Here is a 15,353-nt window from a genome sequence, read left to right on the forward strand (position 1 = left end):
AACGCGTGCAAGAGTTAATCGAGTCGGTAGGACAACTTTCGGCTAAGCAAAGAAAGGCTCTGGCGGTTCTGCTCAAGCAGAAAGGCGTCAACCTTTTTGACATTGCCCCGGTTTTCAAGCGCACGGCTGAAGAACCGTTGTTGCTGTCCTACGCTCAACAGCGCCAGTGGTTTCTCTGGCAATGGGCGCCGCACAGCGCGGCCTACAACATTCCCACGGCCCTGCGCTTGCAGGGCCCGCTGGAGGTGGCCGCGTTGCAGCGCAGCGTCCAGGCGCTGATCGAACGTCACGAAACCTTGCGCACGGTGTTCACTCAAGACGCCGGGCAACCTTTGCAAACGATCCTGCCCGCAGGATCGTTTGCCCTGGATACTCACGAGCTGAGCCCTGAACTGGCGGCAAACCCACAGGCGTCGATCCAGGTCTTCGTCCAGACCCAGAGCCAGCAAGCTTTCGATTTGCAGACCGGCCCGCTGTTGCGCGCCGCGCTGCTGCAAGTCACCCCGCAGGATCACGTGCTGGTGCTGACCCTGCATCACATCGTGTCGGACGGTTGGTCGTTGCAGGTGATGATCGAGGAACTGGTGCAGCTATATGCCGGTTTCAACCTCGGGCATGACGCCGGGCTGCCGGCCTTGCCGATTCAATACGCCGACTACGCCCTGTGGCAGCGGCAATGGATGGAGGCCGGCGAACAGGAACGTCAACTGGCCTACTGGCAACAAAAGCTCGGCGGCGAGCAGCCGGTGCTGGAGCTGCCCACCGACCGTGGGCGGCCGGTGGAACAGAGCTTTGCCGGGGCCAGCCATAACCTGATTCTGGCCCCGACGCTGAGCGACAGCCTCAAGGCCTTCGCCCGACGGGAAAACGTCACGCTGTTCGTGCTGTTACTGGCCTCGTTCCAGGCCTTGTTGCACCGCTACAGCGGCCAGGCCGACATCCGCGTCGGTGTGCCGGTGGCCAACCGCGGACGCGTGGAGATCGAGCGTCTGATCGGTTTCTTCGTCAACACCCAGGTACTCAAGGCGGACGTCGACGGCCAAGCCAGCTTCGTCGATCTGCTACGCCAGGTTCGGCAAACCGCCCAGGAAGCCCAGGCACACCAGGACCTGCCGTTCGAACAACTGGTGGAAGCCCTGGAGCCGGGACGCAGCCTGAGCCACAGCCCGTTGTTCCAGGTGATGTTCAATCACCAGGCCGAAAGCCGGATCAGCGTCGAGACCCGCTTGAACGGCTTGAGCATTGAACCGCTGGAATGGCAAAGCGCAACCGCGCAGTTCGATCTGGTGCTGAACACCACCGAACAAGCTCATGGCATTGAAGCGGTGCTCAAATACGCCACCGATTTGTTCGAGCCTGCGACCATCGAGCGCCTGGCGCAGCATTGGCAAAATCTGCTACGGGCGATCGTTCAGGACCCGACCCAGCGCATTGCCCAACTGCCGGTACTCGATGACGCGCAGCAACAACAACTGCTCGCGCACTGGAACCCGAGCCCGGTGGTGCACCCGGTCAGCCAGTGCATTCATCAGATGATCGAGGCTCAGGCCGAGCGTCATCCGCAGGCGCCGGCGGTGGTGTTCGCCGGGCAACGGCTGACATACGCCGAACTCAATCAACAGGCCAACCAATGGGCGCATCAGCTGATCGCCCGTGGCGTCGGCCCCGATGTGCGGGTGGGCGTGGCGGTGGAGCGTTCGCTGGACATGATCGTCGCCATTGTCGCCGTGCTGAAGGCCGGTGGTGCTTATGTGCCGCTGGACCCGAGCTACCCCGACGACCGTTTGCGCTACATGATCGAGGACAGCGGGATCGAGCTGTTGCTGACCCAGGGCCACCTGTTGGCGCAGCTGCCGATTCCACCGGGGCTGGCTTGCCTGGATCTGAATCAACCACCGCAGGACAGCAGCATGGCCAATCCGCCGTGCATGACTACGGCAGACAACCTCGCATATGTGATTTACACCTCCGGCTCCACCGGCAAGCCCAAAGGCGCGTTGCTGCCCCATGGCAATGTCATTCGCCTGTTCAACGCCACCGATCACTGGTTCGGTTTCGGTCCCGAAGACAGCTGGACGCTGTTCCATTCCTACGCGTTCGACTTCTCGGTCTGGGAAATCTTCGGCGCGCTGCTCTACGGCGGCAAACTGGTGGTGGTGCCCCACGACGTCACCCGTTCGCCGGAAGAGTTCTACACCTTGCTCTGCGATGAACAGGTCACCGTCCTGAACCAGACGCCGTCGGCGTTCAAACCGCTGATGCAAGTGGCCAGTGCTTCGTCGCGCAACCATGCGCTGCGTTACGTGGTGTTTGGCGGTGAAGCGCTGGAAGTGCAGAGCCTGCGCCCCTGGTTCGAGCGTTTCGGCGACCGCGCGCCGACCCTGATCAACATGTACGGCATCACCGAAACCACCGTGCATGTGACCTACCGCCCGCTGTCCATGGCGGACTTGCAGCAGAGCCACAGCAGCCCGATCGGCGAGCCGATTGTCGACCTGTCGTGGTACTTGCTCGATGACGCGCTGAACCTGGTGCCCCAAGGGTGCATCGGCGAGTTGTACATCGCCGGGGCCGGGCTCGCGCGGGGATACCTGAACCAGCCAGGCATGAGCGCCACCCGGTTCGTCCCGGATCCGTTCAACCCTGTGGCCGGTGAACGCCTGTACCGCACCGGCGACCTGGCGCGGCTGCGCGGCGACGGGGTGATCGAGTACATCGGCCGTATCGACCATCAAGTGAAGGTTCGCGGTTTCCGTATCGAGCTGGGGGAAATCGAAACCCAATTGCTCAAGCATGACGCGGTACGTGAAGCCGTGGTGCTGGCGGTCGAAGGGCTCAGTGGGCAGCAACTGGCGACCTGGATTGTGCCGAGCGAACCACTGGACGCGGACGCCCACGCCAACTTGCGCGATTCGATCAAGGCGCAATTGCGGGAAAGCCTGCCGGACTACATGGTGCCGGTCAGCTGGGTGTTCCTCGATCGCCTGCCGCTGACGGCCAACGGCAAGCTCGATCGCAAGCAACTGCCCAACCCCGATGTGAGCCTGGTGCAAGAGGCTTACGCGGCACCGCGCAGCGAACTCGAACAGCGCTTGGCCGAGATCTGGCAGGACGTGCTGAAAGTCGAACGGGTCGGGCTCAACGACAATTTCTTCGAACTGGGCGGCGATTCGATCATCTCGATTCAGGTGGTCAGCCGGGCGCGTCAGGCGGGCATCCGCTTTTCGCCCAAAGACATCTTCCAGCACCAGACCGTGCAACGCCTGGCCACCGTCGCGCAGCAGAGCGATGCGGTGCAGGCGATGCAAGGTGATGTGCTCGGCGCTGCCGTGCTGACGCCGATTCAACAGTACTTTTTCGCCACCGAGATTCCTCAGCGTCAGCACTGGAACCAGTCGATCCTGCTGACCCCGGCCGAACCTCTGCAAGCGGCTGTGCTGGAGCAGGCCCTGGAACATCTGCAACGGCATCACGATGCCTTGCGTCTGCGCTATCGCCAGTCCGCAGGTGGCTGGGCGCAGGAGCATGCCGCCGTCGATCAGCCGAACGCACTGCTGCGCACTGTGGCGTTGCCGGACAGCGAGGCTTTGCCGGCGCTGTGCCTGGAGCTGCAGCGCAGCCTGAACCTGAGCGACGGCCCGTTGATCCGTGCTGCATTGGTAGATCTGCCCGACGCCAGCCAGCGACTGCTGTTGGTGATCCATCACCTGGTGGTCGATGGTGTGTCGTGGCGGATTCTGCTGGAAGACCTGCAAACCGCTTATCAGCAACTGAGCGCTGGCACGCCGTTGCGCCTGCCAGCCAAGACCACGGCGTTCAAGGATTGGGGCCAACGCCTGCAAGGTTATGCGCGCAGCGCCGAGCTGGAAACCGAGCTGGATTACTGGCGCGGACAACTGGCCGAAGCACCGGCGGACTTGCCGCTGGACAACCCTGATGGGCAACTGCAGAACCGTTTCGAGCGCAGCGTCGATACCCGTCTGGATGCCGAGCGCACCCGGCAATTGCTGCAACAGGCACCGGCGGTGTATCGCACCCAGGTCAACGATTTGCTGTTGACCGCACTGGCCCGGGTTTTGTGTGAGTGGACCGCCTCCGACAGCGCCCTGGTGCAGCTCGAAGGGCATGGCCGCGAAGACCTGTTCGACGACCTCGACCTGAGCCGTACCGTGGGTTGGTTCACCAGCATGTTTCCGGTGCGCCTGACTCCGCAGGCCAGCCTCGAAGCGTCCATCAAGGGCATCAAGGAACAACTGCGCTCGATCCCCAACAAAGGCATCGGCTTTGGCTTGCTGCGGTATCTGGGAAGTGATGAGGCGCAAGCGGCCCTGAGCGGCGTGTCCCAACCCAAGGTGACGTTCAACTACCTGGGGCAGTTCGATAACAACTTCGACGAGGGCGCCCTGTGGGTGCCGGCCACCGAAGACAAGGGCGCCGGGCAGGACGAACAGGCACCGATGAGCAATTGGCTGACCATCGACGGCCGCGTCTACCAGGGGCAATTGAGCCTGACCTGGACCTACAGCGGTGACGTGTTCGAAGAGGCGACCATCAACGCCCTGGCTCGCGCTTATGAAGTCGCGCTGGGTGAGTTGATCGACCATTGCCTGAATCATCCGAGCGGCGGTCTGACGCCTTCCGATGTGCCGTTGGCCGGGTTGTCCCAGGCTCACCTGGACAGCCTGCCAATCGCCGCGCAGCGGATCGAGGACATTTACCCGCTGGCGCCGATGCAGCAGGGCATTCTGTTCCACAGCCTGTACGACGCCGATGCCAACGCTTACGTCTATCAGATGCTGCTGGATATCGACGGTCTGGATGTACCGCGCTTCCAGCAAGCCTGGCAGCGGGTGGTGGATCGTCATGAAGTGCTGCGCGCCGGTTTCATCTGGGGCCGCGATGGCCTCGATACACCGCTGCAAGTGATCTATCGCCAGCTGACCCTGGAAATGCCGGAAGTGGATGTGCGTGCCGAACCGGATCTGCAAGCGGTGCTTGAGGCCCGTGCCTTGGCTGATCGCGAGCGCGGTTTTGACTTGCAGAATCCGCCGCTGCTGCGCCTGTGCCTGTTGCGCACCGCCGATGACCGTCATCGCCTGATCTTCACCTGCCACCACATTCTCATGGACGGCTGGAGCAACTCGCGGATGTTTGGCGAAGTGCTGCAGGATTACGCCGGGCATCCGGTGCCGAGTGCCCAGGGCCGTTATCGCGACTTCCTGGCCTGGCTGCAACGCCAGGACAAGGAGGCGGCGCAAGCCTTCTGGCGCGGGCAGTTGGCCGAACTGGATGAACCGACGCGGCTGGCCTCGGCCTGCCATGGGCAAACCGTGCCCGGCCCCGGCAAAGGCGTGCATAAGCTGACCTTTGACGCCGCCTTCACCCAGCGCCTCAACGGTTTCTCGCGCCAGCAGCAAGTGACGCTTAACAGCCTGGTGCAAGCGGCGTGGCTGTTGGTATTGCAGCGCTACACCGGGCAAAGCAGTGTCGCGTTCGGCGCGACGGTGTCCGGTCGTCCGGTGGACCTGCCGGGTATCGAGCAACAGTTGGGCCTGTTCATCAATACCCTGCCGGTGATCGCCAGCCCGCAAGCGACGTGCAGTGTCAGCGACTGGGTGCGCAGCGTGCAGGACAAAAACCTGCTGCTGCGCGATTACGAACAGACGCCGTTGCAAGACATCCAACGCCTGGCCGCGCTCAACGGTGAAGCGTTGTTCGACACCTTGCTGGTGTTTGAAAACTACCCGGTGTCCGACACCCTGGAGGCCAATCCGGGTGGACTGCGTTTCAGCGGTCTCGAACATCGCGAGCAAACCAACTACGGTCTGACACTGATCGCCGGTGCCGGCGAGGTGTTGAGCCTGGACTTCAACTACCTCACCGAGCACTTCGCCGAGCGCAGCGTTGTCGGCCTGGCCGCTCATCTGGAAGAAGTGCTGCGCCAGTTCCTCGACGCACCGCAACGCTTGCTGGGCGAGATCGGCCTGTTGCCGGCGAGCGAGCTGCGCACCCTGGCCGAATGGAATGACCATCACGCCGCGTATCCGACCCAGGCCTTGATCCATCAAGGCTTTGAAGCCCAGGTCGAAGCGCGGCCACAGGCGATCGCCTTGCGCCATGCCGGTGCTGGTTTGACCTATGCCGAACTCAATCGCCGCGCCAATCAACTGGCCCGTCATCTGCAAACACTGGGGGTCGGTGCGGAAGTCCGCGTGGGCGTGGCGATGCCTCGTTCCGCCGAACTGGTGATTGCCCTGATGGCGGTGCTCAAGGCCGGTGGCACCTACGTGCCGCTGGACCCGGACTACCCGGCGGATCGCGTGGCCTACATGCTCGACGACAGTCAGGCGCGGGTGCTGCTGACCCAGCAGCACTTGCTGTCGCAGTTGCCCGAGACCCAGGCCCAAGTGGTGTGGGTCGAGGCGGGCGGTCAGGCCTTCGCTGACCTGGCACCGCACAACCTTGAGGGCCGGATTGATTCTGCCAACCTGGCGTATGTGATTTATACCTCCGGTTCAACCGGTAAACCGAAGGGCGTGGCGATTGCTCATCGCAACGTGCAGGCGTTGATCCACTGGTCGCACGAGGTGTACAGCGAAGAGGACCTGCAAGGCGTGCTGGCCTCGACTTCAGTGTGCTTCGACCTGTCGGTGTGGGAGATTTTCGTCACCCTGGCCCGCGGCGGCTCGATCATCGTGGCGCGTAACGCCCTGGAATTGCCGGACCTGCCGGAGCGCGATCAGGTGCGCCTGATCAACACCGTGCCGTCGGCCATCGCGGCCTTGCAGCGTGCCGGGCAGATCCCCCAAGGCGTGCGCATCATCAACCTCGCGGGTGAACCGCTCAAGCAAACGCTGGTGGACATGCTGTACCGCGAGACTTCGGTCGAGCACGTTTACGATTTGTATGGGCCGTCGGAAGACACCACCTATTCGACTTGCACACGCCGCGAAGCCGGCGGCCAGGCCAACATCGGCCGGCCGCTGGTGAACACCACCGCGCACTTGCTCGATGCCCAATTGCAGGCCGCCCCTATTGGGGTTGCCGCCGAGCTGTACCTGGCCGGCGACGGCATTACCCGTGGCTATCTGTTCCGCCCGGGCCTGACCGCCGAGCGCTTTGTGCCCAACCCGCTGGCCAGCAATGGCGAGCGAATGTACCGCACCGGCGACCTCACCCGTTTGCGTGAAGACGGTGTGATCGAATACGTCGGCCGCATCGACCATCAGGTCAAGGTGCGCGGGTTCCGTATCGAACTGGGTGAAATCGAAGCGCGATTGCTGGCCCACGACAGCGTGCGCGAAGGTGTGGTGCTGGCGGTGGAAGGCCATAGCGGCCAGCAACTGGTGGCCTATGTGGTGCCGGCACAAGCAGACCTGAGCCCGCAACAGCAGGACGATCTGAGCGAGGCGCTCAAGGCCGGGCTCAAGGCGCATCTGCCGGATTACATGGTGCCGGCGCAATGGCTGTTCATCGAACAATTGCCGCTGACCCCCAACGGCAAACTCGACCGCAAGGCCTTGCCGACCCCGGACGCCAACCAGCTGCAACGCGATTACGTGGCGCCGCGCACTGCACTGGAGCAGCAGATTGCCGGGATCTGGCAAGACATTCTGAAACTCGAGCGGGTCGGCGTGACCGACAACTTCTTCACCCTGGGCGGCGATTCGATCATCTCCATCCAGGTGGTGAGCCGGGCGCGTCAGCAGGGAATCAGCTTCACGCCCAAGGATCTGTTCCAGCAGCAGACCGTCCAGGGGCTGGCCACTGTCGCGCAGCTCGGCAAAGCCCTGGCGCAAATCGATCAAGGCCCAGTGACAGGTGAGACACCGTTGCTGCCGATTCAGCAATGGTTCTTCGAACAACCCTTGCCGCAGCGTCATCACTGGAATCAGTCGGTGCTGCTCAAACCGTTGAACCCTCTGGTGGCCGCGACACTTGAGCAGGCCCTGCACGCGCTGATCGTTCATCACGACGGCCTGCGCCTGGGCTTTACCCAAACCTCAGGAAGCTGGTCGGCGAGCTATCGGACCGTGGAACACCAGCGCCTGTCACCGTTGTGGCTGGAATCGGTCAGCGATGCCGCCCACCTGGAACGCGTCGCCGAACAAGCCCAACGCAGCCTGGATCTGCAACAAGGCCCGTTGTTGCGCGCGGTGTTGTTCGATTTGCCTGAGGGCGAACAGCGCTTGTTGTTGATCGTTCATCACCTGGTGGTCGATGGTGTGTCGTGGCGGATTCTGCTGGAGGATTTGCAGGGCACCTACCGCCAGTTACTGACCGGCGAACCGTTGGCATTGGCGGCCAAGACCACGTCCTTCAAGCAGTGGGCGGAGCAATTGCAAGCTCACGCCAGCAGTGAATCGCTGCTTGGACAACTGCCTTACTGGCAGGCGCAGCGCTCGGACGGCGCGCCGCTGCCGCAAGATAACCCCCAGGGCAGCCTGCAGAGCCGTCATGCCTTGACGCTTTACAGTCGCCTGAACCCGACCTTGACCCGACGACTGCTGCAACAGACCCCGGCGGCTTACCGCACACAGGTCAACGACCTGTTGCTGACGGCGCTGGCACGGGTAATCGCCCGTTGGAGCGAACAGTCGTCGGTGCTGATTCAGCTCGAAGGCCATGGTCGTGAAGATCTGTTCGACGGCCTCGATCTGACCCGCACGGTCGGCTGGTTCACCAGCCTGTTCCCGGTCAAATTGACCCCGACCCAGGAGCTGGCCGGCTCGATCAAGCAAATCAAGGAGCAACTGCGCGCAATTCCGGATCGTGGCATTGGTTTCGGTGTGCTGCGTTATCTGGGGGACGAGGCTTGCCAGGCGTCGCTGCGAACCCTGCCGACACCGCGTATCACCTTCAACTACCTGGGCCAGTTCGACGGTAGCTTCGATAGCCAGAGCGGTGCCTTGTTTGTGCCGGCCGATGAGGGCAAGGGCGCAGAGCACAGTGACGATGCGCTGCTGGGTAACTGGCTGACGCTCAACGGTCAGGTGTACGGCGGCGAGTTGAGTGTCGGCTGGTCGTTCAGCACGCAGATGTTCAACGCCTCGACCATCGAACGCCTGACCGAGGAGTACACCCGGGAGCTGGAACTGCTAATCGAGCATTGCTGCCAGCCGGACAGCCACGGCGTCACGCCGTCGGACTTCCCGTTGGCGCATCTGGATCAGGCCCGACTGGACGCCTTGCCGATAGCCCCGTCCCGGATCGAAGACATTTATCCGCTGTCGCCGATGCAAGAGGGCATGCTGTTCCACACCTTGTCGGACAATGGTTCGAGCCTGTACGTCAATCAGATCAGTTTGCCGGTGGGCGGTCTGGATGTTGAGCGTTTCCGCAAGGCCTGGGAGGCGGTCATCGAGCGTCAGGCCATCCTGCGCACCAGCTTCCATTGGCACGATGGCTTGGCCAAACCGCTGCAAATTGTCCAGCGTCAGGCGACGCTCGATTTGCAGGTGCTCGACTGGCGCGATCGCGACGCCAGCGAGGCGGACATCGCCGCGCGGGCCGCCGAGGACCGCGCGCGAGGCTTCGAGCTGACCCATGCGCCACTGCAGCGAGTGTTGTTGATTCGCAGCACTGAAGATCAGTACCAGATGGTCTGGACCAGTCACCACATTCTGATGGACGGCTGGAGCAGCTCGCGCCTGTTTGGTGAGGTGATCCAGCATTACGCCAAGGGTGAAATCAGCGCTGAAAACGGCCGTTACCGCGACTTCATTGCCTGGTTGCAAGCCCAGGACCAGGACGCCCGGGAGCTGTTCTGGAAAGCCAGGCTGGCCCCGGTCAACGAGGCGACGGCGTTGAGCCAGGCCATCCATCCACGGCATGTGTCCGATGAACCTGGCCACAACGCTATTTACTCCCATTGGGACGCGCAACAGACCGGTCGTCTGCTGCAGTTCTGCCGCGATCTGCGGATTACCCCGAACACCTTGATCCAGGGCGCATGGTTGCTGCTGTTGCAGCGCTACACCGGGAAAAACACCGTGACCTTTGGTGCCACGGTGTCCGGGCGTCCCGAGAGTTTGCCCAATGTCGGCAACATGCTGGGGCTGTTCATCAACACCTTGCCGATCATTCAGATGCTGGAACCGGATCAGCCTCTGGCAGATTGGCTGAACCGGATCCAGGCTTACAATCTGGATATCCGCGACCATTCCCAGGCCCCGTTGGCGGACGTGCAACGCTGGTCCGGCCTGGGCGGGCAGGCGCTGTTCGACAGCATCATCGTGTTCGAGAACTACCCGATCGACGACCGCCTGCAAGAGGACAACGATAGCGGCCTGAGCTTTGGCAAATCCATCGGCCATGACGTGACGAACGTGCCGATGGACCTGGCGGTGACGCTCGGCGACGAACTGTCGATTGAATACCTGTACCTGCGCAGCCACTTCAGTGCCGAGGCGGTGGAAGGGATTCGCCTGACCCTGGAAAATACCCTTGAGGCGATGATGCGCGCGCCTGACGAATGCCTGGGTAACCTGCAGCGTCTGTCGCTCGAGCAATGGCAGGCGATGCAAACCTGGAGCGCCGAGCCGCCAGCGGATCATCAGCCGCAACTGTTGCCGGAGCTGATCAGCCGACACGCGCTGACTCAGCCCGAGGCCATTGCGGTGCAATGCGCCGGGCTGAGCCTGAGCTACGGTGAACTGGAACGACGGGCCAATCGTCTGGCCCATTGCCTGATCGAACATGGCGCGGGGCCGGAGGTGGTGATTGGCGTGGCGCTGCCGCGTTCGCTGGAAATGGTCGTCAGCTTCCTCGCCGTGCTCAAAAGCGGCGCGGCGTATGTGCCGTTGGACATTGATTATCCGCCGGAGCGTCTGGCGTACATGATCGAAGATTCCGGCATGGCGCTGCTGCTGACCCAGAGCAGCCTGCGGGCAACGTTACCGGCGCCAGAGGGCCTGTTGCGCCTTGAGCTGGATCAGCTCGACGAGTCCCATTATGCCGATGAGGCGCCGGTGTGCCGCGTGATGGAGCAAGGGCTGGCTTATCTGGTTTACACCTCGGGTTCCACTGGCCGACCAAAAGGCGTGGCGGTCACCCAGGGCCCCCTGAGCATGCACTGTCAGGCCATCGCCAAACTGTATGAAATGGACACCCGCAGCTGCGAGCTGCACTTCATGTCGTTCGCCTTCGACGGTGCCCATGAGCGCTGGTTGAGTACGCTGTACAGCGGCGGCCGGCTGGTGGTGCGCGACGGTTGCCTGTGGACGCCGGAGCAAACCTGGCAGGCGCTGCACGAATACGGCGTGACCATCGCCTGCTTCCCGCCGGCCTACCTCAAGCAACTGGCCGAGTACGCCGCGGCCAGCGCAATTGCACCGCCACCGGTGCGCATCTATTGCTTCGGCGGCGATGCGGTGCCGGACCAGACCTTCGAACAGGTCAAGGCGGCACTGCGTCCCGAGTACTTCACCAACGGCTACGGCCCGACGGAAACCGTGGTCACCCCGATGCTGTGGAAAGTGCCGGTGAGCCAGCAGTGTGAAGCGGCTTATGCACCGATCGGCCGGGCAGTGGGCGCGCGTTCTCTGTATGTGCTGGATGAAGAACTGAATCCGCTGCCGCCCGGTTTTGCCGGCGAGTTGTACATCGGTGGCTACGGGGTTGCCCGTGGTTATCACGGTCGGCCAGACCTGACCTGCGAACGCTTCGTGCCCAACCCGTTTGCCAGCGGCGAGCGGCTGTACCGCACCGGCGACCTGGTGCGCTTGCGTCAGGACGGCGTGGTCGATTACGTCGGTCGTATCGATCATCAGGTCAAAGTGCGTGGGTTCCGCATCGAGCTGGGTGAAGTCGAGGCCAGCCTGCGGCAACTGGCGCAGGTCAGCGACGCCCTGGTGATCGCCCGGGACAATGCCTCCGGCAAGCAACTGATCGGTTATGTTGTCACCAACGCCGGCCAGCAGCTGGGTGATGAACTCAAGGCCGGTCTGCGTACCACGTTGCCTGAATACATGGTGCCGGCGCAGATCGTTTGCCTCAGTGCCTTCCCGATCACCCCCAACGGCAAGCTCGACCGCAAGGCATTGCCCGAGCCGGAATTCAAAAGCGAGGAATACATCGCCCCGCGCAATCAGCAGGAACAACTGCTGGCGGACATCTGGGCGCAGGTGTTGCAGGTCGAGCAGGTCGGTATCAGCGACAACTTCTTCGAACTGGGCGGCGACTCGATCTTGAGCCTGCAAGTGATTTCCCGGGTCAGGAACCACCCGACCCTGCAGATGGACCTCAAACTGCGCGACCTGATGCGCTACCAGACCATCGCCGGCATCGTCGAACAGGACGTGGTCAAGGCGAGCACCGCGCAACCGGCGGTGGACCTCACCCATGTGGCCAGTGAGGGGTTGTTCAATCTGCTGCCGATTCAGGAGTGGTTCTTTGCCGAGGGCATGGCCGAGTCTCATCACTACAACCAGTCGTTTTTGCTGAGTGCGCGTCAGACGCTGGATCTGGATGCCCTGGAACAGGCGCTGGGCTGGATCGAAAACCATCACGACAGCTTGCGCCTGCGCTTCTGTCAGGAAGGCGGGCGCTGGTTGCAGCGCTACGCCGCACCGACCGAGCGCCGCGAGCCGGTGTTGTGGCGCCGCGAGGTCGAGAGCAGTGAGCAGGTCGAAGCCTTGGCCAACCTGACTCAGCGCGGCCTCAAACTCGACGATGGACCGGCCTGGCGTGTGGTGCACACCGCCTTGCCGGACGGCCAGGCACGGCTGTTGATGGTCATCCACCATCTGGTGGTCGACACCGTGTCGTGGCGGATTCTGCTCGATGACTTGAAGGTGGCCTATGAGGCCTGTGTGATGGGCATCGAACCGCAATTGCCGATCCGCACCAGCAGCTATCGTGCGTTTGCCGAAGCGTTGCAGGCGCAGGCGCCGGTGATTGCCGAGCAGGAATTGGCCTACTGGCTGGAGCAACTGGATCAGCCGGGTATCGACCTGCCGTGCGACAACCGTCGCGGCAAGAATCAGGTGCGTCACCAGGCTCAGGCGCGGCTCAAGTTGTCCCGCGAGCACACCGAACAGTTGCTCAAGCAGGCGCCGGCGGTCTATCGCACGCAGATCAACGATTTGCTGCTGTCGGCCCTGAGCCGGGCGCTGTGCCGCTGGAGCGAACAGCCGTCGGCTCTGATTCTGCTGGAAGGGCACGGCCGCGAGGATCTGTTCGAGAACATCGATCTGAGTCGCAGCCTGGGCTGGTTCACCAGCATGTTCCCGGTACGGCTCACCCCCGACAGCGCGGACATTGGCGCGTCGATCGTCAACGTGCAGGCGCAATTGGCGGCCATCCCGCAGAAGGGCATTGGCTATGGCGTGTTGCGTCATCTGGCCGGCCCGCAACTGGCCCGTCAATTGGCCGACCTGCCGCAGGCACGGGTGACGTTCAACTATCTGGGGCAGTTCGACCAGAGCTTCGACGAGCAAGCGTTGCTGGTGCCGGCGCTGGAAGAAAGCGGCGACAACTACAGCCTGCAGGCCAATCTGGGCAACTGGCTGGAGATCGTCGGCCAGGTTTATGACGGTCAGTTGGCGCTGCGTTGCATCTACAGCAGCCAGCGTTATCGGGCCAGCACCATGGAGTCGTTGATGCAGGATTATCAGCGCGAGCTTGAGGCGTTGATCGAGCATTGCATGGCGCGGGTGGGCTGAGAGCCCGGGGTTTTAATCATTGCTGGGGGGGCGTTGCTCAGGCGCGGCCCTTTTTTACGGACATAAGGATTCTTTCGATGTCGCTACACCCTGATCTGGAAGCCTTCCTCGACCTGGCGCAAGACGGCCAGGACGCAGGCCAGCCAGCGCTGCATCAACTGACCCCGGCCGAGGCGCGGGCGATCTTCGAACAAACCACCGCGCAATTGCGTTGGGATGCTCCTCAGGATCTTGACGTGCTGGAGGTCAACACCACGGCCCGGGACGGTGCGCCGCTGGCGTTGCGTTTGTATCGCCCAAGCGGGGCGACGGCACCGATGCCGGTGCTGGTGTATTTCCATGGCGGTGGTTTTGTAGTGGGCAGCCTGGATTCCCATGACGGAGTCTGCCGCGAATTCTGCCGGCGCACGCCGTGCGCGGTGTTGTCGGTTGGCTATCGGCTGGCGCCGGAACATCGTTTCCCGACCGCGCTGGAGGACGGTGAAGACGCCTTGTCCTGGCTGGCGGAACAGGCGCAGGCCTTGGGGCTGGATGCCGGTCGCGTTGCATTCGGCGGTGACAGTGCCGGTGCCACGCTGGCGACGGTGCTGGCCTTGCAAGCGGTGGTTCAGCCACACACCGTGGCCATCGTCCCGAAGGTGCAGCTGCTGTGTTATCCGGTCACGGATGCCTCGCGTACCCACGATTCGCGTTTGTTGTTCAGTGAGGGGTATCTGCTGGAGAACGACACGCTGGACTGGTTTTACCAGCACTACGCCCGCAGCCCCGAAGATTTGCTGGACTGGCGCTTCTCGCCGTTGCTGGCTGAGGACTTGCGCGGGGTTGCGCCGGCGATTGTGTTGCTGGCCGGGTTCGATCCGTTGCTCGATGAAGGCCAGGCCTACGTCGATAAACTGCGCGCGCAGGGGGTGAGTGTCGAACTCGAACATTGCCCGGGGCTGACCCATGACCTGCTCAGATTGGCTTCGGTCATGCCGGATGTGTTGGGTGTGCATGAAAGCTTGAGTCGAGCGCTGAGTCGGTATTTGGGTTGAGCATAGAAACTGCGGGGTAGTGTTATGTTGATCGTTCCCACGCTCCGCGTGGGAATGCCTCAACGGACGCTCTGCGTTCGGCTCTGGAAGGGACGCGGAGCGTCCCGGGCTGCATTCCCACGCAGAGCGTGGGAACGATCACCCTCGCTAACCTCGCGGGTCGAGGTTATCCAGCACCCGGTTCACCGCCAGCTCCCCGAGCATGACCACCGATTGAATCCCCAACATCATGTTGCGATGTGGCATGTCCATCAATCCGGCGAACTCACTGAGCATCATGCTCGCTGACGCCAGGGATTCGCAGGCGTTGACCAGTAGTGTTTCGTTATCGACCTCGGTGCCGACATGGTAAATGGTGCTGGGTTTGCGCTTGGTGTCTTTGGGGATGGGCGGCTTGAGGTAGTAATCGAGGGCGCGGTCGGCGGCTTCGTTGAGTTTTTTGGAATCGAGGGATTCGTAGGGGGATGTTGGATCGGTTTCCGGCGGATTAGGCGTCGGTTTGAACATAGATGAAACTCCTTGATAAATGGAGCCGCAGACCTATTGCTACCAAACATTAGGGTGGCGGCTGTACGCAGGTTGGTAGACCGGGCATCAAGGGAACCCAGCGCGTCCGAGGGCGCCCTGCGCACAACCGCCATAACAAAACAGCAGA

Annotated in this window: 3 protein-coding genes; 2 read left to right on the forward strand and 1 reads right to left on the reverse strand. The window is 62.5% G+C overall.

What is annotated here, in order from left to right; genetic code table 11:
- Nucleotides 1-5: 5 nt before the first annotated feature.
- Entirely contained in the window at nucleotides 6-13,664 is a 13,659-nt protein-coding gene (locus IB250_RS04825; RefSeq protein WP_192343232.1) for a non-ribosomal peptide synthase/polyketide synthase, read from the forward strand.
- 77 nt (nucleotides 13,665-13,741) lie between these two features.
- Entirely contained in the window at nucleotides 13,742-14,698 is a 957-nt protein-coding gene (locus IB250_RS04830; protein WP_192343233.1) for an alpha/beta hydrolase, read from the forward strand.
- A gap of 147 nt (nucleotides 14,699-14,845) precedes the next feature.
- Here the strand turns inward: IB250_RS04830 and IB250_RS04835 are convergent, their stop codons facing one another.
- Complete coding sequence (locus tag IB250_RS04835; RefSeq protein WP_192343234.1) at nucleotides 14,846-15,205, reverse strand: DUF6124 family protein; 360 nt, start codon at nucleotides 15,203-15,205, stop codon at nucleotides 14,846-14,848.
- Nucleotides 15,206-15,353: the final 148 nt, after the last annotated feature.

It is taken from the genome of Pseudomonas sp. PDM09 (assembly GCF_014852305.1).
GTDB lineage: Bacteria > Pseudomonadota > Gammaproteobacteria > Pseudomonadales > Pseudomonadaceae > Aquipseudomonas.

Coding starts and splice junctions, on each gene's coding strand:
- IB250_RS04830 (WP_192343233.1), top strand. CDS start 13,742: ATGTCGCTACACCCTGATCTGGAAGCCTTCCTCGACCTGGCGCAAGAC.
- IB250_RS04835 (WP_192343234.1), bottom strand. CDS start 15,205: ATGTTCAAACCGACGCCTAATCCGCCGGAAACCGATCCAACATCCCCC.